We start from the raw sequence: 21,020 nt of genomic DNA, 5'->3' as shown, positions 1-21,020 counted from the left end.
GCAAAGTAATTAAAGTAAAGAACTAAATATATATTTTAAAAAAAGAAATATTATATTTATAGTTAAATAGCAATTTTATACATATTTCGTTTATACTTTTTCTATAAAATAATAAAAGTTTGTTTTTTTCCAAACCAAATGGCCTTTCTAGGGGCGGAAGTAATTTGGTTTAATTTGTTTAATCCAAGTGCTGCTGGATTAGCGTTTATCTTTTTATCATTAACTCATGCATAAAACTGGTACCATGGTCTGGCAATTTGACCCCAAAGTTGTCAGCAACGGATGCTCCAATGTCTGCAAACGTTTTGCGAAGAGGCAGCTCTCGACCTTCCAGAAACGCTTTGGAGTAGATGAGTAGCGGCACATATTCACGTGTATGATCGGTTCCGTGATGAACCGGGTCATTTCCGTGGTCCGCAGTCAATATAAGCAAATCCTTCTCAGTATGCTTTTCTAGTAGTTCTGGCAACCGAGCATCAAATTCCTCTAGTGCATTGCCATACCCTTGCGGATCTCGGCGGTGACCGAAAAGGGCATCGAAGTCAACTAGGTTTAAAAAGGACAAGCCCGCAAAATCCTTCTGTGCAACTTGAATAAACTTGTCCATTCCATCCATGTTGGATACCGTTCGAATCGCTTCTGTAACGCCTTCCCCATCATAAATATCTGAAATTTTCCCCACAGCGATCACATCCAGACCAGCATCCTTTAATTCATTCATGACCGTCCGGGAAAAAGGTTTCAGTGCATAGTCATGCCGGTTAGCCGTTCGTTTAAACTGTGCCGGCTCCCCTACAAACGGCCTCGCTATGACTCGGCCAACCATATAATCACTGTTTTTGGTCATTTCGCGTGCCATTTCACAGACACGGTATAACTCATCCAGCGGTACAATCTCTTCGTGAGCAGCAATTTGCAGAACGGAGTCTGCTGATGTGTAAACGATCAAAGCCCCCGTTTTCATATGCTCCTCCCCAAGCTCATCTAATATTTCAGTGCCGCTGGCAGGTTTATTTCCGATGATTTTTCTCCCTGATTTTATTTCAAGTTCTTCAACTAAAGCGGCAGGGAAACCATTCGGGAACACTTGAAAGGGGACGTCTATACGTAACCCCATGATCTCCCAATGCCCCGTCATTGTATCCTTCCCGTTAGAGGCTTCCTGCATTTTGGTCCAAAAAGCCGCTGGGCGATTAGCTTTCGGTATTCCTTGAATTTCTTTAATGTTGGACAATCCAAGTGCAGCCATGTTAGGCATATACAGTCCATTCATTTTTTCTGCGATATGCCCCAACGTATCAGCGCCTTCGTCTCCAAAAGTTGCAGCATCCGGTGCTTCTCCAATACCGACGGAGTCAAGAACAATTAAATGAATTCGTTTAAATAAATTTTTCATGAACCAGCGTCTCCTTTTAAACGTACATTTTTATCCAAAGTTCTTAGAAATCTGAGAAAACAACACACATAAAAGAGGACAGCTTCACTATCAAGTGAAGTTGCCCGAAATAGTGCCTGCATAATACATTTTAAATGGTTTTAATTTCCTTTTTTCTTAGCAATCCAGGCAATGATATTCCTATTAATATTAGAATTATCCCTACATAATGTGAAACGCCAATATGCTCTTTCAAGAAGAGGACTGACATTAACACGGCTGTAGGAAGTTCCATGGCGCCCAATATTGACGCTGCCCCAGATCCCACTAATGGAACACCTTTAGAGAACAGCAGTGTTGAAAGAAACGGGCCGAAGAAAGCTAAGGCAAAGCCAAATTTCAGAGCCAATTCTATCAGCAGCTTGCCGTTGGTAAAAAACGTAGGTGGCAAAATGAGCGAACAAACGATGAAACCTCCGGTTATCATAAATGCTGTCTTTAGTATCGGATTGGTTTGAACCGCGACCTTTCCACTGAGGAGAATAAAAATCGAATATGATAATGCTGCCAAAAGTCCAAATAGAAACCCAAGCCAATGAACGGCAGATAGACCTGTCGAATAAATATTGGTTGCGCTAATGGTCCCAACAAGTAAAGGAATTATAGAGAGCAACTTCCCTTTTTCCGGAATTTTTCTATTAATAACTGCCTCAAGCAACACGCCGATCCATGTAAATTGAAACATGAGTACAATGGCTAATGAAGCCGAAATGTATTGAAGTGAGAGATAGTAAAACATTCCTGTAAGTCCTGTTGTAGATCCAACAACCGTTAACAATAGAATTTCTTTTTTATTTGGCTTCACAGACTTTTTTTGTGTCTTACTTTTCATACTTTTGTTAAGAAGTACTCCCCCCCATAACAGCAGCGCCCCTATGAAGAGTTGTATTCCAACAACATCATTAACGATAAACCCGTCTTTATAGGCCAACTTCACAAACGTGGATAGCACGCCATAACTAACGGCCCCTAACAAGACATAAATGTATCCTTTCATAACCCCACCTTTTTCTAAACCTATAGTTATAAAAAATTATTGCACTTTCTCTATGATTCCTTTAACTAATGAAATAAATTTCTCTCTTACCAAAGCAGCTACCTCAATCACCTCATCGTGGCTTAGAGGTTGATCTAGAATTCCACAAGCCATGTTGGTTAAACAGGAGATTCCAAGAACCTTCATATTAGCGTGGACAGCCACAATCGCTTCCGGTACGGTTGACATACCAACGGCATCTGCGCCTAATGTACGAATCATGCGAATTTCAGCCGGTGTTTCATAAGCCGGACCACTCCACCAGGAGTATACGCCTTCGCGTAAAGTTGTATTTTGCGCTTTTGCAACTTCCGTAGCAATTTGTCGCAATTCAGCATTGTACACTTGGGAAAGATCAGGAAAACGAGTACCCAGTTCATTATTATTAGGCCCAATCAATGGGTTTGTGCCTACTAAATTGAGGTGATCCGTAATCAACATTAATTCACCCGGTTTAAAGTCCTCATTAACGGCGCCACAAGCATTGGTGATAAGCAGGTTTTCTACACCCAGGGCCTTCATCAAACGCACCGGAAAAGTCACTTCATCCAAAGAAAATCCTTCATAGTAATGAAAACGTCCTTTCATAGCGACTACAGTTTTCCCCTTTAATTCGCCAATGACCAATTCGTTGGCATGACCCACCGCTTCAGATTTTGCAAAGTGAGGAATTTCGCTATAAGGCATTGTGAAAGGGTTTTCAATTTCATCAGCCAGTGTTCCCAATCCAGACCCCAAAATCATTCCAATCGTTGGACGATACGAAGTTTTGCTCATGATAAAGTCTCTGGTTTCCAAAATATCTTGCATTTTATGCATATTTAACTCCTCCTAAAAAAATTTGCTGTAAGCTATGTGTGACAATCACTTCAAATTGCTGCTCCAACAGCTTTCATTGATCAGTTTAATAGCTTAGCCACCTTTTGTAAATAACTTTTTATCATTTATAGAAAAAGATTGATCAAAGATTAAATTATTCGCCATTATATTCTATTCTTTTTATGCGAATTACAAAAAGTTAATCCATGCTTTCTTCATTAGCTCAAAGCTTTTTATCTAAAACATCCAAAATTGTACAAGTTTAATTAAACAGAGTGGATATATCATTAAAAAAGCCCGATAATAATCGTAATCACTTATTTATGTTTGAAAATAACATCTTGTATTAAAGATCAAGGGGAAGTTATATGTTAAATAAATTTGAAGAGTTATCATCACCCAAAGCAAAAAACTTAAAACTGTTATATAGCTTAGTTCGAAAATTAGGTCCTGTAACCATTAACACGTTAGCTGAACATACTGGTTTTAAACATGTAACATGTGGACGTTTACTTGACGAACTTGTTGAAGAAGATCTTATCTATGATAGTGGTATTGGAAAATCAAGTGGTGGACGTAAACCTTTAGCGTATGTCATCAAACCGGATGCTTACAACTTGATTGGGGTTGAGATTACAAGTTTATATACAACTGTCTTGCTGCTTGATTTGAAGCTAAGTATCATAGGCGTCAAAAAATTAAAGATGACCACTGAATGTACTGGAGTGTACACATTAAATTATGTAGCAAAGTGCGTTGAGGATTTACTGGCTGAAAATAACGTTCCTAGGGGGAAATTGTTGGGCATCGGAATTGGGGTTCTCGATTCGTTTGATCCAGCAATGGGAGTCATTTCACACCCCCAACTTTTTCCTGCAGGTGGATGGGAAATCAATATTATTGATTATTTAAAACATAAAACCAACACTCCTGTATTTCTGGAGAATGGGACCAACTTGGCTGCCCTAGCTGAATATCGTATTAACTTTTGGAAAGAAACGGACAATTTAGTCTTTGTATCCAGTGACATTGGAATTCGATGCGGTACTATTTTTCAAGGCAGATTGGTTAGCAGAAGAAGAGATATGGATGATACCTTTGGGCACATCATCATTGATATTCATGGTCGACGTTGTTCATGTGGCTCATATGGGTGTCTTCAAGCATACAGTAGTTTGCCCGCTATTCGTAATGAAATGATTAGGCTCATGAAACGTGGCAAGCCTTCAATTCTTACCACCGAAGTTAACGATTTCGAAGAGATTAATTTACACCATATTTTATATGCTTTAGAGCAAAACGATGCGCTCTGTTTAGAAGTCGTTGAGGATGCAGCTTATTATTTTGGTGTTGGTCTCAGTAATCTGATTTTTCTGTTACGTCCTGAGATCGTGATTTTCGGAGGAACTCTAGTACCCAAACCGCGTTTTTTTGAGGTAGCAGCTAAAACAGCACAGGACCGTTTAAAATTTTATCCTGATAGTCATGTTCAAATCATTAAGTCCACTGGAGCTTACAATATTGTGGCTCAAGGAGCTGGTTGTATGGTGTTGGATTATTTCACTGAAGAAGTACCTTTTTGAAGAAGAAAAACGTAGGTGTTAGATTACTTAATCTGCATTTAGTCATCGATTCAAGTTCTGATCAACGCCTCAGATGAGAACTTGAATCACTCAAGACAAAAAACGCGTATCATTTCAAAACTATAAAAAAAACGAGCCTATGGTCATACCCCTGTCAAGTAGACAGAACTAAAAAGACATCTTTAAGCAGCAACCGTTTCTCGGTATTCAATCGGGGAACGGTTGTTTAATTTTTTCTGAAATCTATTTTCATTATAAAATGAAATGTACTCCGTACGTGTTGTTCTACCTCCGCTAGGGTTCCGGGTTTCGTTAAATAAATCTTCTCTCTTTTAAGATGTGAAAAGAAGGATTCTATACAGGCATTGTCTAGGCAATTTCCACGCCTTGAATGGCTCCCAAGCATTCCAAGCCGCTTACGCAGATAACCAAAATAGGGGTGAATCCGGTGGATCGACAACATATGCGATTCCAGGAGCTCTTCCTCTTGCTTACGCTGCTGGATTGTTTGCTGAGTCTTTCTCCATTTATAATATCCTGCCCGAGAAACATGGGCTAATTCAAGTAACCATTTCAACGAATATCGTGTACGCATTTCCTCAATAATTTCAAACCTTGCTTCTTTCCTCGTCACTCCTTGTGTAGATTTGGATACTGCTTTTTTAAATATTCAATCTCCGCCCGTAGATACGCCATCTCTTCTTCCATACTGGAAAATTTCGTTTTGGGTCGTCCCTGCCTTGGGGTCGTTGACTGGAGGTTCTCCCCCGCTCGATATTTCATCACCCAGTTTTGCACTTGGGATTTATTACGAATGTCCAATTGTTTGTCACTTCACGAATACTCATATGTTCTTCGTTCACCAACTGGACTGCCTCCATCTTCACATCTAAGGAGTATTGCCGGAATGATTGTCCCTTTTTAGCCATGAAAAATCCCCTCCGTTTAACAAGATTAAGTCCATCTTACCAGATGTCTTTTTTCTCTTGTCTACTAGAAGGGGATAATACCACATAGCAAGGATTTTTCAAAAAATTATCATTGTTGATGTCTCAAACATGTACCGTTAAAAGTCTCATTTATTAATGAAATCTGTCTCAACTATAATGATTACTCACACCGCAATTAAAAAATTTAAATCTTGTAAGCCTTCATAGCTTTTCTTAACTCTTTGAATGAAGGACGTTTGCCATACATTAAGACGCCCGTACGGTAGATCTTGGCGGCCAGCCAACCGAACAACAAAATGGAGGCGACCAGAATACCAAGTGACAGCCAGATTTCCAGCAGGCTTGCCCGCTCCAGACCAATCCGCAACAGCATGACAGTTGGCGAGAAAAATGGGATGTACCCGGCCACCTTTACGAAAATCGTATCCGGTGCGGCGATATTGAAGATACCGATATAAAAGGCTGCCAGTGACAACACGGTAATCGGCATGATCGCCTGTCCCAACTCCTCGGTACGGCTAACAATAGAACCCACCGCAGCGAACAATACTGCGTACAGAAAGTAGCCGAGGATGTAGAATACCAGACCATAGCCCAATACCGCGATATTCAGTTGCGATAGATCCAGCCCGGCTGAGCTAAGGATGACATTATTATGCGGCAGCATAAGGTTGGCACATACAACGGCTGCAAAGACAGCAATTTGCAGCAGGCCGACCAGGAAAATACCGATAATTTTTCCGAACATCTGGGTCAACGGTGAGACGCTTGTGATGAGAATCTCCATGATACGTGAGCTTTTTTCCGATGTCACCTCTGCAGCAATCATATTCCCCGTCATCATGGAGGAGGTGAAGAATAAAATCATCAGTACATAGACCAAACCATAGTTAATCATAGAGGTCTCTTTTTTCTCTGCCCCCACGGCTCCCCCTGCCTCAGACGGACCGTCTACTTCCCTGCTATCCACCAATACAGGTGTGCTAATTTCACGAATTTGATCGCTGGTCAATGCATTGCCGCCCATAATGGCTTTGACCTTAGCTTCCTGAAGTCCCGTCTGCAACAATGTAATTACAGCAGGAGATGGCTCTTTTTCTACAGAGACATACTCCACTTTAGGAAACGCGTCTCCCTTGGCGGCAGGCTCCGTGAACTGCACGTAACCTTGCAGCTCCCCGTTTTTCAAGGCTTGCTGCATGGCCGGCGTTTGTACGTTGTCATAACGCACCCAGATGGCTGCCGGGTTGGATTGCTCCTTGGTGAATTGCTCCAGCTGATTTGCCACTTCTATCCGGCTCCCAGCAATCAGTCCCAAGCGATGATGCTCGGCTGCCGTTGTGCCCGAACCTCCTGCCCCATCTCCTTTAAACAAAGAAATCAAATACGGCAGATTCATACCAATCGTAATGAGCAAGGCCAGTACCAGCGTTGTAATGATAAAAGATTTGGTTCTCGCCTTCTGACGAAACGTAAAACCGATCACCGTACCCAGTCTATTCATGGGAATCACCCACCTCTCTTATGAAAATCTCGTTCAGCGTAGGTTCCTTGATCTCAAAATGCTCTACATCCGTTTGCTCCAACGCCGTTTGTAAAATCAACTTCGCCGCATCCGGCTGCTCAATATGCAGCATCCAGCCGCGATCCATAGGCTCTGCACGGCGCACGCCGGGCAGCTGCTCCAGTCCGTTCACTTCACCTGTAGTAATGAGACGAACTTTTTCACGTGGGTAACGGCCTTTAATCTCCTGCACACTTCCCTGCACAACTGTATTTGAGCGATGCAAGATCGTAATATGGCGGCACAGTTCCTCCACATGCTCCATGCGGTGGGTCGAGAATAAAATCGCAGCCCCATCGTCCCGCAGCTCTTTCACCGTATCCTTAAGCAATTCAACGTTCACCGGATCAAGCCCACTGAAGGCCTCATCCAAAATAAGCAGCGTGGGGCGATGCACAACAGCGGCAATAAAGCCCATTTTCTGCTGATTCCCCTTGGATAGCTCCTCAATCCGCTTGTCGTAGTATTCCGGCACTCCAAAGCGTTCCAGCCAGTAGCGTAGACTTTTGTCCGCCTCCTTGGCCGACATGCCGCGCAGCCTGCCCAAATAGTTAATTTGCTCGCTCACCTTCACCTTGGGGTATAGTCCACGCTCCTCAGGCAAATAGCCCATCGTCCGCTGAAGCTCCTTGCTGTAGGGCTTTCCCTCATATTGAATGCTTCCTCCATCAGGGTAAATCAGGCCGAGCACCATGCGCATCGTTGTCGTTTTGCCTGCTCCATTGCCTCCCAGTAGTCCGTAAATCTCCCCGCCGTTCACATTCAGCGAAATTCCGTTCACCGCCGTGTGGTTCCCATATTGCTTCACGACCTCTTTCAATTGCAGCATGCTCATGATTACTCCGCTCCTTTTTTCTGCGTGTATATCTCCGCATCTTCTGATAGTTGTCCAGCAGACCAATGTATTAAAATATCATCCAGCTCCAAACGCCGCACACGGATAGGGCGAATGCCCGCTTGTTCCAATATGGCGCTGGTCTCTCCGGCTGCCAACGTTACAATTCGCTGCAATCCGCCTTCGCTCTCCGTCTCTACCACTCCCGGAAGCTCCGATGCCTCCTCTGGCGTGCCTTCAAACCACATTTCTTTGCTATTTTCGAGCAAATGGTCTTTTTCCAGCTTGCCGAGCAGCTTGCCATCATGCATCAGGACAATATAATCCGCCAAACGCTTGATCTCGTCTATAATATGAGTAGCAATAATGACCGTCGTTTTGCCGTTCTCCATACAATCCCGCAGTTCCTCCAGCATGATTTTCCAGGCAAAAGGGTCTAAACCCGACGAAGGCTCATCCAGCAGCAACAAACGAGGGTGAGGTGCCAAGGCTGCAGCCAGTTCAAACTTACGACGCTCTCCCTTGGACATGCGCGATAATTTCGTATGCTGAGGGACCTGAAATCGTTCCATCAGACGCTGAAAACGTGTTTCATCCCAGCCGGGATACCACAAGGCTCGAAAAGCCGCTGCTTCTTCTGCCGTGATTCGATCTTCCTCCCGGCTTGGCTGCTCTGACATATACCCAACCCATTGTCGTGTATCTGCCGGCATGCCGTCTGGATACGCTTGACCGAACCAACGGATTTCACCGGAATCCGGGTGGATAAGCTGAGTCAGCAGATGAATCAATGTACTTTTGCCCGATCCGTTATGTCCAGCCAAAGCGACTACATATCCCGGTTCAATGGTTAGATTAATCGGTCCAATTTCCCGGTTACCTCGGGTTTTATAGACTTGGCTCATCTCAATAATGGGTGTTTTTATCTGTATCCCCATAGGAACTTCCACATGATGATTTATATCGTTCTTCACGGGCGTCACTCCTTCACTTGGACTTCATACCTTCTCTTCACCATTTCTGCGAAAAGCTCCAACAATTCCTGTTCTGTCATCTGCACAGCAATGCCTGTGTCAATCGCCGTTTCCAACGCCTCGGTCACTGCTTTAAGGCGATAACCTGAGCGCTTATCGTCCTCGACCAGAGCTACGAAGGTGCCCGTCCCCTGCCGGGTACGAAGCAAGCCTTCATTCTCCAAATCCTGATAGACCCGCCGGACGGTGATGACGCTGCAGCGGAGCGTCCCTGCAAACTCCCGAATGGAGGGAAGCAGCGTTCCCGCTGCAATCTGTCCGGTTACGATGAGTGAACGAAGTTGCTTTTCAATTTGTGCATACAGCGGTTCCGCGCTATTCTCATCAATTTGCACTGGTATATTCACCTGCTTCTCCCCCCTTTTTATCTATCTTTGTACACATACCGCTAAGTTAAGTCCCGTTTCATAAGCCTACGCTGTGTCACCTTATAGGACACCCACATACCCAGAACTCCTGCCAGCAACGCTCCCCACATCACCGGAGACAACAGCTTCCATTCCTTGCTATAAAATGCTGTTAACGATACCAGATTGGCTCCACATACTCGAACTATAATCGTAACTATCCCACAAATGAGCATGATGACAATGGATAGCCAAAAGTAGGATTTTCCTCTTTTAAGAAATTCCAAATGAATATAAATGGCTTGAATCAGCATTCCGTAGCCTATCCAGGTAAGTGCAAACGATACAAAGAAACCTGTACTGGCATATACCCGAAACGTAGCTGACAACGTAAACAATAGAGTGAAAAATATTACACTGTTCACAACAAACGCCAAAAGCGCCTGTTGAATTCGACTCATAATCACCGCATTCATCGGTATAGGCAAAGTGCGGAAAAAGGCTAGCATATGCGTATAGGAATCTTCCTGAAGATATTTAAAAGCACGGCGGTTATAAATGAATCCGAGAAACGGAATCAACACCAGCATGATAAAATCGGCTACTGGACTCAAGTTTCCAAGTTCACCCCATTGCACACTTACAGCAAAACTCATAGTAAATCCCAAATACGCAATAAACAGCAATGTCCACAGCATGACATATGGATTGTTACGAAAATCGTGCCGGTTAATCTTCCATGCCTGCTTGATGATTGTCATTTTCTTATCCTGATCCCTTCTGCACTGCCTGTAATGACGACCTCGTTCTCTCTTCATACGAAGTTATTATTACAGTAATCAGTGTTATTACTGTATATATCCTTATACACAGTATATAAACCATGAATTACAACTGTCAACACCTGAATGTAAATTGTGCGTACAATCACAAAAGCTCGTCAGAACCTATGCTACTCTGTAAATGATAAACGTTCTCAATCAAGGGGATGAATAAATGGATAAGATACTGCACTGGGATGAGCCCATATTTAACCTTGTTAATCGTTATCCCGAAGTGAAGGACATTATGGTAGAGCTGGGTTTTCACGATATCGCCAAGCCTGGCATGTTACAGACCGCAGGTCGTTTTATGACACTGTCCAAAGGTATTGCAATGAAAAAAGTAGCTATGGAAACCGTGGAAAGCACGTTTTTGCAACATGGTTTTACCATTCAAAAATAAAGGAGCTAACAATCATGAGCGAGCTAATTAACAACCGTGAACATACAGCACAGGAATTAACGGAACGCCAACAAACGCTAAAGGAAATTATAAAAGAATTACATGCCGGGAAAAGCGTGGAGGAAGTCAAAGCGCGTTTCGCAGAGGCTGTTGGCGGAGTAAGCGTAGCGGAAATTTCAGCTATGGAGCATGCATTGATGACCGAGGAGGGAATTCCCGTATCGGAAGTGCAGCGTCTTTGTTCCGTGCATACATCGATATTCAAGGGTTCCATTGAAGATATTCACCGTCCTTCAGGACCAGAGGAACAACCGGGACATCCTGTTCATACCTTCAAGCTGGAAAATCGGGAGATCGAACAATTGGTCAACTTCAAGTTGTCATTGCACGCGGACCAATTTCAAAAGGACGACAGCCCCAAAATCATCTACAAGTTACTGGAAGATTTAAGTCTGCTGCTCGATCTCGACAAGCACTATAGCCGCAAAGAAAATCTGGTCTTTCCTTATCTAGAACGCTATGGAATTTTTGGCCCAACCAAAGTCATGTGGGGTGTGGACGACAGCATTCGTGCCGCGATTAAGGAAGCGAAGAGTCTGCTCACCGAATATAACGGAGATCGTGAACAGATTGGGAAGGCACTTGCCCATATCATGAGCGAAGTGAATGAAATGATATTCAAGGAAGAAAATATTTTGCTACCGATGGCACTCAGTAAGCTGACAGAGGATGAGTGGCTGAAAATAGCCCGGGAAAGCGAAGAAATCGGGTTCTGCTTGACCGCTCCCGAACGTGAATGGATACCTGAACGGGCAGAGGAACCGGCAGAAGCCCTTGAGCAAACGGAAGGCACATCTGGAACACCGCAGGGCTTCGTGCGATTCGAGACGGGGATTATATCTGTACAACAATTGGAACTACTGTTGAATCATCTACCCGTTGACCTGACTTTTATTGATGAAAATGATGTTGTTCGCTATTTTTCCCATGGTAAGGAACGAATCTTCGCGCGCACGAAAGCCGTCATTGGTCGTACCGTACAGAATTGCCACCCCCCCCAAAGCGTGCATGTCGTTGAGAAGCTGCTGGAAGATTTTAAGGCAGGTCGCAAGGATGTTGAAGATTTTTGGATTCCAATCAAGGACAAATTTGTCTACATCCGTTATTTTGCCATCCGTGATGCAGAGGGCCGCTATCTGGGAACGTTGGAATTCACGCAAAATATCGCACCGATTCGTGCTTTGGAAGGACAAAAGCGTATTCTATCCGAATAGTATCCAACCGTAAGCCACCATGTTCAGGTTTTTGCCACTCATATTTATAATATGTTGTTCTACTATAAGTTTGGCCCCCAGCCTTTCATAAAAAGTACATGCTGGATTATCTGCTAGCACCCATACGATTACAGAGTGAATATCCATACTATTAAAATGTTGAAGCAGACGTAAAAATAGTCTCTTCCCCAAGCCTAAACTATGGTATTCACTCAAAACGTAAATAGCCGTTATTTCTCCCCCATACGGGGGATATTCACCTGACTTTTCCGGCCCCCCACTCACAAATCCGATGATTTCCCCCTTCTCATTTTCAGCAACATATACCCGATGACCGTCTTCACTGGATAGATTCGCATTCCACAGTTCTGTTCTTTGCTCATAGGAAAGCTGTTCCAGAACCTGGGCAGGCATTATATCTTTGTACGTCGTCTTCCAGCAATCTACGTGCACCTTGGCGATGCCCTCGGCATCTGATATCGTTGCTTCCCTGATGTTCATGTAAGTTCCACTCCTAGTTTCCAATATTATGCACTCTATTATATCGACGATCCAAATCTTGATCTATAATAAGGATATTCATTGTTTAGTGAAGTTGGATAGGATAACCCGTTCACTACACTATTCGTTTACTGGGGGATTCGACTTGAATAAAATTGTTTCATTTTATGTGCCGCTTGGCATTTCGTCATTAATTGCTGCACTAACGCATGTCATCGTCAATGCCGTGCTTGCTCGTTCGGAACATCCTTCGTTTACATTAAGCAGCTATGCGGTCGCCGTCAGCTTGTGCCTACTGTTGGAAACTCCGTTAACCGCTGTACGGCAAATGACCACGAAATTCGGTTATGATCGCAAGTCCGTTCATTCTATCGGTATTTTATGTACGTTCGTGGCTGTGGCTATATTGATCATCGGCTGGAGCATCGGGTTGACGCCCGTAGGCAATCTGGTCTTTCAATATGTATTTGGTGTGTCCCCAGTATTGGTCGAACCCACCAAGAGCGTATTTCAGGTTCTTACTTTACTATACATATTGGTAGCTGTCCGTAACATATATCAGGGACTTATTATTAACAAGCACCGAACGGCATGGATGACATTCAGCTCGTCCATACGTATTATCGTCATGCTAATTGCTTCCTGGTTTTTGATCCGTGCTGGCTGGACGAATGACGGACGAGTCGGTGCCGCCATTTTTATTGCAGGTATTCTCATAGAGCTGGTCGTTACTTTTTTAGAAGGCCGGGTTCTCAAAAGAAAGCTGCCTCCTGACAACGGGGAGCAAACCATCCATCACGCGAAGCATCTCCTACCTTTTTACCTTCCTTTGCTATATTCGGCGCTGGTACTGGTTATTCTGAATCCTTCCATCCAAGCAGCGCTGAACAATACAACTGATCCACTGTTGGCCGTGGCATCCTTTTCTGTAGCACTGCAAATCCTGAATCTATTTGTCTGGTTTTGCAGCTCTTTGCATCAAATTGTGATTCAATTTTATACGACCAAACGCAGGGAAGTGCTGATATGTTTAAGCTTTTTGTCTATCCTGTCGCCAATGCTACTCCTGTTACTCTCCTTCGGATTTGCTGGTGATCCTGTGTTACGGAATGTATTGGGATTGGAAGGAGAACTGTTGCTAGAAACCAGAGGACTGCTTCGCATACTGGCTGTCTATGTTGCATTTTATCCTTGGGTAGAATATTTTATAGGACGGTCGATATTAATCGGTAATACTAAACCTATCTTTATCGGTAGGCTGTTTTCTGTGAGCTTTGCGATTCTCGCGCTTATTCTGTGTATCTGCTTTTTTCCAGGACTGGACGGCAAAGTGGCGGGAATTGTGATGGCTGTTTCCTCGCCTGTCGAGCTGGGAATTTATCTGTTGCTTTATCGTAAAATCTCTACAACCACAATGAATGTGTCATCCTGAAAAAACTTACCTAGAGAGCCTTATGCTAACGACCCGCACATTGACTCCCTATGGCACAACTCTCTTTTACGAGGTCAAAATATAAGGACCGTTCTTTGTAATCGCAATTGTGTGCTCGTATTGAGCTCCCCAACTGCCGTCTGCTGTGCTGATGGTCCAGCCATCGTCCCCCCAGAGCACGGCCCCCTCGGTTCCGAGGGTAAATACCGGCTCAATGGTAATCACCATCCCTTCGCGCAGCGGTAATCCCGTTTTGGGACGACCGTAGTGCAGAACCTCTGGCGGCTCATGCATTTGGCGGCCAATGCCATGCCCGATCAGAGGCTTGACGTTGCCGAACCGCCGCCAGCCTGCCGCTTTTTCCACAGCATGCCCGATATCCCCCAACGTCCTCCCCGGGCGGGCAACCTCGATACCGCGCATCAGTGCCTTATGGGTCTGCCGCAACAGTCGTGCTACCGGGCGGCTAATGTTACCTACCGCATAAGTCCATCCTCGGTCAGCCAGCCAACCGTCCTTGTTAACCACAATGTCGATGGTCACAATATCCCCATCATGAAGCACCCGCTCCGAGGGAAAACCGTGACATACCACCTCGTTGACCGAAGCGCAGGTGGCATAAGGGAAACCTTTATAGCCCTTTTGTTCAGGCGTAGCTCCGCGCTTGCTTAAAAACTGCTCCACCCAAGCATCGATTTCAAGCGTTGTGATTCCCGGAAGAATACGACTTTCCAGCGTACGATGGCAATCTGCCAAAATACGTCCGGCCTCCCTCATGTAGCCGATTTCCTCCGGTGTTCGTATTGCTATCTCTATTGGAATCCGCCTCCTTTGAGCATACAAATTCACTAAACCTATCCCATTGTATGCAAGGCGGACACAAAAAAACCGTCTCCTCTGTGGATAGACGGTTTATAAAAGTCGTATTTCTAGTTTTTCGGGTAATCGAACCCTTTAAGATACTGAAGAATTTATGCGACCGAGTTCGTTTTCCACCACCATGGTCAACTCTTCCTCATACCCTCCTGTAATCCGGTATTTTCGCACATATTCCTTTACAAATTTTTTGGGATCCTTAGGCCGGAAAATTCGAGTCATTTCCCGCAGACTTTCCTTAACTTCATTGTGACCTTTCGTTGCCATGTAACTCCCTCCCAAAACGTTGAAAATAAGTGCTCCGTTGAAGAGAATGCCGAAAAGTATTGATGTCCTTATGCAGTGAAGTAGTATGTCTAATTGCAGCTTAGGTCGGGAACACCTTATACAAGGCATGTACCTGACACTATTATTAACCGAATTTCTTTTGGCTGAATCACTACCCCATTATAACATATTCAGATACAGCTTTCAGCTTTCCAGTAAATTTACATTGATTTTACCTATCTTTTACGCATCATGTCATTTGGGGTACTCAATCAGCTGTTGCACAGGGGGTATACCTTATTTATCGGTTTTTGGAGTGTATGTGTTTGGGGTAAAATAAATAAACATAACAAGGAGGGAAAAGGATGAGCCGCTTTGCTCCGCTGTTCACTGCACCTGTTGCCCGTATGTCTGCCCTGAACATAGGAACTTGTGAAGAGGAGGGCGTCAATGTCTCCCTACTTGATCAGGCAGACCGTGAAATCCAAGCCAAGTTTCCTAAAATGCACAGTTTCCTGCTACTACGCCACGGCAAACTGATCTGGGAACGCTATTATAACGGGCATGAAGTAAGCTCTCTGAACGATTTGCGATCCGCGACCAAAAGCTTCACTTCCACGCTCATCGGCATAGCTATGGCTCGCGGTGATATGCCCGGGCCAGAGACGGCTGTGCATAAGCTGTTGCCTGAGTATTTACCTAGGCGGAAGGAAACACTGCTAGAGCAGATTACGATTCGCCATCTGTTGACCATGACATCCGGCTTGTATTGGCAAACGGGTAAAAAGCTCGGAGAAGCTTTTATCCACCGTTTTCATCGCAGCAAAAGCTGGCCATCCTTTGCTCTACGCTTACCTGTACAGGAGGATCAACTCGGTGTATTCCAATATCGTAGTGTTGATTCGCACCTGTTGTCCGTGCTGCTGACCCATTGTTGTGGGATTGACGCCTATACGTACGCTCTCCAGCATCTGTTCGAACCCTTAGGTTTCGGGAGAAGTGGTTGGGCACAAGATCCAGAGGGCTACACCATGGGACACATCGGGCTATATCTGACATCGCGTGACATGGCTAAATTCGGCGATTGCTGCCTTCATCAAGGCAGCTGGAACGGAAAAGAATTGATTCCGGCCGATTGGCTGCATCAGGCGACACAGCGACAGGTTGAAGGGTATCCAGAATTCGGAGATTACGGATTCCAATGGTGGACAGGACGACTCCATGGCATCAACTACGCGTGTGCGCACGGACATGGAGGACAGCAAATTTATCTTGTGCCAGAAGCGAACGCAGTCGCAGTATTTACAGCAGATAGCAAGGTGAGCCGTTGGAAAAATCCGCGAACACTGCTGGAGCGCTACGTTTTGCCAGCCGTATCCTCCCTCAACTTGGAACGTTCCTGAAATGAGCTTTAATGTGCTTATTGAATATAGGAGGCTAAACAACATGGAAGTCTCAGCACCAAAAATTCTAATATTATACGCCAGTTACGGGGAAGGCCATGTGCAGGCCGCTCGGGCGATTATGGACAGTTTGCGAAGACTTGGACGCTGCGAGGTACAACTTCTCGATCTGATGGCTGAATCTCATCCCTGGTTGAACGGTCTGACCAAATTTGTATATATGCAAAGCTTCAAAACCATTCCTCAGCTTTACGGCTGGGTCTATAATATTACGCGCGGTATGCAGGCAAAATCCGCCTTCGGCCATGTATTGCATTCATTCGGAATGCGTCAACTTACGCTCACACTGAAAAAGGAGTTGCCGGATCTCGTGATACATACGTTCCCGCAGCTCGCGCTCCCGGCGTTACGCCGCAAAATGGGAATGAATTTGCCTATTGTCAACGTGGTTACAGATTTCGATCTGCATGGGCGCTGGCTGCATCCTGATATTGACCGCTACTATGTAGCCACTGAGGATATCCAGCAGGAAGCCGCCCAGCGGGGAATACCTATCGAACGCATTATCGCTACGGGTATTCCGATTCACGCTTCTTTTTATAACATGTCTGCTAACGAAGTTCCTGTTCAGGAACAGGTAATTCCATCACCACAGTCTGAGACTACTACACTACTCATAATGGCAGGCGCCTATGGTGTGCTATCCGGCATACTGGATATCTGTCGGCAATTAAGCCAGCTTCCTCAGTTGCGGCTACTCATCGTCTGCGGACGTAACCAGCAACTGAAAGCAGAATTGGATGCGCTGTATGCAGACCACCCGGACATTTACACCTATGGATTCGTGGACTTTGTTCCAGCACTTATGCGTGCGAGCAATCTGGTGATTACAAAGCCCGGCGGCATTACACTCTCGGAAAGCATTGCATCCGGTTTGCCTATTCTTGTGTTCAAGCCCGTGCCCGGTCAGGAGCTAAATAATGCTCTGTATTTGCAGCAAAAAGGAGCTGCCCGTATTGCGCGCACTACGGAGGAGCTGATTCAGCATTGTCTCGACCTGATTTCCATCCCCTCTCTTGCCGAAGAGATGACGCAGGCGATTGAGTTGCTTCGCAAGCCTCATCCCGCAGACCAGATTGCCGAGGATATTTTGCATCAGCTTGTGGATAAAAGACCTTCCGTACGGACAAATTAACGAAGAATAAGCCAGACGGAGGGGATACCAATGGAACGCGAAGGAAAGGATTTGCTCCCGCTTTCGGGTGAAAAGGTAGAAGTGGATGGTGTTTATATTGATGAGGATGGACATGAACAGCATTTGCACAGAGGTCAGCATTTTCCCTCTGATGTTGTTTTGGGTACTTCCGAGTGGAAAATGACCGAATACGCCTTTGATAATCATCATGAAGGACGTACTGATGAACGACTTATCCCCAAAAAGGATGACAAGAATAAAATGGGGAAAATCACACATCCGCGCCGCCATTTAAAAACTGGCGACCGATAATTACGGAAGTATATCCACAGTTACTCCCAATATGTTGATAGTTTGTGGACAATCTGTGTGCAAAGTGTGAGATATCGTTATATTGTCTACAGTTTGTGCACAAATTGTGCATAAAGCATGCTGTTTTTGTGGATAAATAGTAATGTGCGGTGGATAAAGTGCGTACAAGATGTGCAAAACCTGTGCATAACCGTGTGAATGGCTGAGCGAATCCTTTTCGTTCAGCCTTTTTCGTATTTTTATACACATTCTCTAATTCTTTTTTTACCGAGATCGGGTATGTTCGAACGAGAACATCGCTCCCAGAACGATGAGTTGCCCAAAAAGGACTCTATCCCATTAACGAAGACTAATCGAAATTCGCAAATAGCGCATAGAGGAGTGTAAAATGGAAACGGGGACGAACAGAGTCAAAAGAGGAATTACCGAAATGTAAAAAGGCGTAGTCATCATAGAAATTCTCGCTTCAGGCGGGCGAACATATGCAGGAACGCGGTATATAGAAGCATCTAGCAAAACTCGTTGACCAAAATTTGGAGTAGGGGTGATCCGAATGGCATCTATTAAAATCCTTTCACTTAATGTCGGCATGCCCAAGCAGATCCAGTTTAATCAGAAGGACGTTTCTACGGGGATATTCAAGTCGGCCACAGATGAATATTTGTATTTATCTTATCTAAACTTCGAAGGGGATGGGCAGGGCGATCTAGTTCATCACGGGGGTAAAGAGAAAGCTGTATGCGTCTATCCCTACGAGCACTATCCGTTCTGGGAAAATGAATTGCGGAGACCGCTCGATTACGGCGCGTTCGGGGAAAATTTAACGATAAAGGGTTTGCTAGAATCCGACGTTTGCATTGGAGACGTCTTTAAGCTTGGCAAAGCTATCGTTCAAGTTAGCCAGCCGAGACAGCCTTGCTACAAGTTGTCCATCAAGTACGGCGTACCGGACATGCCCTTGAAGGTACAGCAAACAGGCTACACGGGATTCTACTTCCGCGTTCTGGAAGAGGGAGTTGCCTCTAAAGCCGACGGACTATCCCTCCTTCATCGCCATCCGAAAGCAATTACGGTTTCATTTGCCAATCGAATTATGCATCAAGAGAAGGCTCATATCGAGGGTATTAAACAAATTCTCGAAGTGGAAGAATTGTCCTTAAACTGGAGAAATACGTTTCTAAAACGTTTGGCGGGAACCGAAACGGATTCTCGGGAAAGACTATCAGGCAATTCGTAAGGTGGAAGTGGTTCAATGAATTTGCAAGCTCGACTGGCTGCAGTCGAACATCGAATCTGCGAAGCTTGTGGGCGATGCGACAGAAGCGCAGTCCAAATGGGAGGCCCTTCAACCACGGAACGTGGCACTTTATCGGTCATTTGCAAACCAATAAAGTAAAAAAAAGGGTATCGCCAAATTCGAGTATATCCATTCGCTTGACCGCTTATCCTTTGTGTAGAGCCAATTTTTTTACCGAGATCGGGCATATCCTTCAATCCTGCCCTCATAGCTTGTATAGTACGGAGACTTAGCTTGAATCTTTTATAAAGGAGGATATGCCTGACATGTCAGTCTATAAGTCTTCCACAGGATTGGATGAAAATATAGCAGCTGTCCTGTGCTATTTGTTCGCCTTTATTGGCGCGCTGGCCTTTGTCATGCTGGAAAAGAAAAGCCGATTCGTATTATTTCACGCACTGCAATCCATACTTCTTTTTGTAGCCCTCATGATCGGACATGTGCTGGTCGGATTCATTCCGCTACTCGGTCCTTTCCTCGCTTCCCTGTTAACGCTGGCAGGCCTTGTATTGTGGGTCATCCTGTTAATTCGCGCGGGACAAGGCAAGTGGCTCAAGCTTCCCTGGGTAGGCGATCTGGCTCTTCATCAAGCCCGGCAGTTATGAAAACAGCAAAAAACCTTGATCCTAAGCAAGGAATCAAGGTTTTTGCTGTTTTAATGATTACTTTTTATCGCAAATTCACTTCTTCTGTCCTATATGAATGTATCCCAGCTTATCTGGGTTGACCATTAAATAAAAACTCTGAATATGCTCCCCGTCCGGTGTCAGTCTGAGACATAAGGTTTCTCTCACTTTTCCATCTTCCAGAAACGCCAGCTGGACCTCACCATTAATGACGGTGTGGACCACATCTCTTTCTCGTAAAACAGTTAATACCCGACGAGAGGTCAACAGGGCGAGAACGCCTTTACGTACAACCATCGGTCTCATCACCGTATGCACATTACCTCCGCCATCTGACACGAATACAGGTTGTTCAGCCAGTAGTTCCAGCATAGCAGTCACATCGTAGGCAAGAAAGGCGGTTGTAAAACGTTCTAGTAGTTTTATTCGGGAAGAGTTGTTCACATTGCGACTGGACTGAGCCTCAAGAGCAGATTCTCCCGAAGATAGAATACGACGGGAGCGACTGAACAACTGACGACAGTTGCTCTCAGTCTTCCCTAGCAATTCCGCAATATCTTTGTAATCATATTGAAAAGCTTCCCTCAGCACAAAAACAGCCCGCTCTATCGGCTTTAGCTGCTCCAGCAAAACCAGAAAAGCGTAAGATATCATGTCTTTACGCTCTAACCAATCCGCAGGAAGATCTGCACTTTCACCCAACGGCTCCGGCAGCCACTGTCCTACATATGTCTCTCTTTGCTTGCGTGCAGAGTTCAACAGATTTAGACACCGATTCATCGTCATTTTGGCTACATAGGCTTTGGGATTGTGTAAATCATCCAGGGGCTTATTCTTCAGCTCGACAAAGCAGTCTTGAACTACATCCTCGGCATCTGTAACCGTTCCAAGCATGCGATAAGCAATGGAAAAAGAATATTTACGATATCTTTGATACAGCTCCTCCAGATTTACATCCACCGATTGTTGTTCAATTCTATGTTCTTTGCCAGACAAAGCATAGCCCCCTG

21 protein-coding genes and 1 pseudogene are annotated in these 21,020 nt (G+C 44.8%); 9 read left to right on the top strand and 13 right to left on the bottom strand.

The window, feature by feature from the left end; all coding sequences use genetic code 11:
* Positions 1–205: 205 nt before the first annotated feature.
* The 3 genes from deoB to ACWGXJ_RS03210 all read right to left on the bottom strand — a co-directional run bounded on the left by deoB (position 206) and on the right by ACWGXJ_RS03210 (position 3,290).
* Positions 206–1,396, bottom strand: a complete 1,191-nt coding sequence (gene deoB / locus ACWGXJ_RS03220; protein WP_452566168.1) for a phosphopentomutase — start codon at positions 1,394–1,396, stop codon at positions 206–208.
* Positions 1,397–1,526: 130 nt separating this feature from the next.
* Complete coding sequence (locus ACWGXJ_RS03215) at positions 1,527–2,432, bottom strand: EamA family transporter (protein ID WP_452566167.1); 906 nt, start codon at positions 2,430–2,432, stop codon at positions 1,527–1,529.
* 36 nt (positions 2,433–2,468) lie between these two features.
* The gene (locus ACWGXJ_RS03210) at positions 2,469–3,290 is read right to left on the bottom strand and encodes a purine-nucleoside phosphorylase (protein WP_452566166.1); all 822 of its coding nucleotides are present in this window, start codon (positions 3,288–3,290) and stop codon (positions 2,469–2,471) included.
* A 368-nt stretch (positions 3,291–3,658) separates the two neighbouring features.
* Here ACWGXJ_RS03210 and ACWGXJ_RS03205 point away from each other — a divergent pair, with 368 nt between their 5' ends.
* Entirely contained in the window at positions 3,659–4,873 is a 1,215-nt protein-coding gene (locus ACWGXJ_RS03205) for an ROK family protein (RefSeq protein ID WP_452566165.1), read from the top strand.
* A gap of 182 nt (positions 4,874–5,055) precedes the next feature.
* Here the strand turns inward: ACWGXJ_RS03205 and ACWGXJ_RS03200 are convergent.
* From ACWGXJ_RS03200 to ACWGXJ_RS03175, 6 genes and pseudogenes are all read right to left on the bottom strand, one after another.
* Positions 5,056–5,802: pseudogene (locus tag ACWGXJ_RS03200) on the bottom strand (IS3 family transposase).
* 205 nt (positions 5,803–6,007) lie between these two features.
* Complete coding sequence (locus tag ACWGXJ_RS03195) at positions 6,008–7,327, bottom strand: ABC transporter permease (protein ID WP_452566164.1); 1,320 nt, start codon at positions 7,325–7,327, stop codon at positions 6,008–6,010.
* Positions 7,320–8,222, bottom strand: a complete 903-nt coding sequence (locus ACWGXJ_RS03190) for an ABC transporter ATP-binding protein (RefSeq protein WP_069291013.1) — start codon at positions 8,220–8,222, stop codon at positions 7,320–7,322. The genes ACWGXJ_RS03195 and ACWGXJ_RS03190 overlap by 8 nt, the downstream gene beginning before the upstream one ends.
* 2 nt (positions 8,223–8,224) lie before the next feature.
* The gene (locus ACWGXJ_RS03185; RefSeq protein ID WP_250268995.1) at positions 8,225–9,184 is read right to left on the bottom strand and encodes an ABC transporter ATP-binding protein; all 960 of its coding nucleotides are present in this window, start codon (positions 9,182–9,184) and stop codon (positions 8,225–8,227) included.
* 17 nt (positions 9,185–9,201) lie between these two features.
* A complete protein-coding gene (locus tag ACWGXJ_RS03180; RefSeq protein ID WP_039270421.1) occupies positions 9,202–9,603 on the bottom strand; it encodes a GntR family transcriptional regulator in 402 nt (133 codons plus the stop codon).
* Positions 9,604–9,644: 41 nt separating this feature from the next.
* Entirely contained in the window at positions 9,645–10,364 is a 720-nt protein-coding gene (locus ACWGXJ_RS03175; RefSeq protein ID WP_069291012.1) for a hypothetical protein, read from the bottom strand.
* Between the two features lie 235 nt (positions 10,365–10,599).
* Here ACWGXJ_RS03175 and ACWGXJ_RS03170 point away from each other — a divergent pair, with 235 nt between their 5' ends.
* Both ACWGXJ_RS03170 and ACWGXJ_RS03165 read left to right on the top strand, forming a co-directional pair.
* Positions 10,600–10,827, top strand: coding sequence for a DUF1858 domain-containing protein (locus tag ACWGXJ_RS03170; RefSeq protein ID WP_069291011.1), 228 nt, complete (start codon positions 10,600–10,602; stop codon positions 10,825–10,827).
* A gap of 14 nt (positions 10,828–10,841) precedes the next feature.
* Positions 10,842–12,101: a DUF438 domain-containing protein gene (locus ACWGXJ_RS03165; RefSeq protein ID WP_235307133.1), complete on the top strand. Its 1,260-nt coding sequence runs from the start codon at positions 10,842–10,844 to the stop codon at positions 12,099–12,101.
* Here ACWGXJ_RS03165 and ACWGXJ_RS03160 read toward each other — a convergent pair.
* Positions 12,090–12,602, bottom strand: a complete 513-nt coding sequence (locus ACWGXJ_RS03160; protein ID WP_322161617.1) for a GNAT family N-acetyltransferase — start codon at positions 12,600–12,602, stop codon at positions 12,090–12,092. The genes ACWGXJ_RS03165 and ACWGXJ_RS03160 overlap by 12 nt on opposite strands.
* Positions 12,603–12,747: 145 nt before the next feature.
* Here ACWGXJ_RS03160 and ACWGXJ_RS03155 point away from each other — a divergent pair, with 145 nt between their 5' ends.
* A complete protein-coding gene (locus ACWGXJ_RS03155) occupies positions 12,748–14,034 on the top strand; it encodes a hypothetical protein (RefSeq protein WP_452566163.1) in 1,287 nt (428 codons plus the stop codon).
* A 66-nt stretch (positions 14,035–14,100) separates the two neighbouring features.
* Here the strand turns inward: ACWGXJ_RS03155 and map are convergent, their stop codons facing one another.
* Positions 14,101–14,883 (bottom strand): type I methionyl aminopeptidase, encoded by a 783-nt coding sequence (gene map / locus ACWGXJ_RS03150; RefSeq protein ID WP_446675036.1) that lies wholly within the window; start codon positions 14,881–14,883, stop codon positions 14,101–14,103.
* Positions 14,884–14,988: 105 nt separating this feature from the next.
* Positions 14,989–15,177 (bottom strand): hypothetical protein, encoded by a 189-nt coding sequence (locus ACWGXJ_RS03145; protein ID WP_007428354.1) that lies wholly within the window; start codon positions 15,175–15,177, stop codon positions 14,989–14,991.
* 365 nt (positions 15,178–15,542) lie between these two features.
* Here ACWGXJ_RS03145 and ACWGXJ_RS03140 point away from each other — a divergent pair, with 365 nt between their 5' ends.
* The 5 genes from ACWGXJ_RS03140 (at position 15,543) to ACWGXJ_RS03120 (ending at position 19,989) form a co-directional block, all read left to right on the top strand.
* Positions 15,543–16,580, top strand: a complete 1,038-nt coding sequence (locus ACWGXJ_RS03140; protein ID WP_235307129.1) for a serine hydrolase domain-containing protein — start codon at positions 15,543–15,545, stop codon at positions 16,578–16,580.
* A gap of 43 nt (positions 16,581–16,623) precedes the next feature.
* Positions 16,624–17,775 carry an MGDG synthase family glycosyltransferase gene (locus ACWGXJ_RS03135; protein WP_250259519.1) on the top strand — a complete coding sequence of 384 codons (1,152 nt, stop codon included), beginning with the start codon at positions 16,624–16,626 and terminating at the stop codon, positions 17,773–17,775.
* A gap of 30 nt (positions 17,776–17,805) precedes the next feature.
* A complete protein-coding gene (locus ACWGXJ_RS03130) occupies positions 17,806–18,087 on the top strand; it encodes a hypothetical protein (protein WP_061831084.1) in 282 nt (93 codons plus the stop codon).
* 553 nt (positions 18,088–18,640) lie between these two features.
* The gene (locus tag ACWGXJ_RS03125) at positions 18,641–19,324 is read left to right on the top strand and encodes an MOSC domain-containing protein (RefSeq protein ID WP_336077933.1); all 684 of its coding nucleotides are present in this window, start codon (positions 18,641–18,643) and stop codon (positions 19,322–19,324) included.
* Positions 19,325–19,650: 326 nt separating this feature from the next.
* Positions 19,651–19,989 carry a DUF4870 domain-containing protein gene (locus tag ACWGXJ_RS03120; RefSeq protein ID WP_254350847.1) on the top strand — a complete coding sequence of 113 codons (339 nt, stop codon included), beginning with the start codon at positions 19,651–19,653 and terminating at the stop codon, positions 19,987–19,989.
* Between the two features lie 75 nt (positions 19,990–20,064).
* On the opposite strand, the gene ACWGXJ_RS03115 is transcribed toward ACWGXJ_RS03120, so the two are convergent.
* Positions 20,065–21,006, bottom strand: coding sequence for a sigma-70 family RNA polymerase sigma factor (locus ACWGXJ_RS03115; RefSeq protein WP_452566162.1), 942 nt, complete (start codon positions 21,004–21,006; stop codon positions 20,065–20,067).
* Positions 21,007–21,020: the final 14 nt, after the last annotated feature.

The organism is Paenibacillus sp. S33, assembly GCF_053615415.1.
The sequence above is the reverse complement of the archived record's forward strand: the minus strand, read 5'-3'. Positions and strand labels throughout refer to the sequence as shown.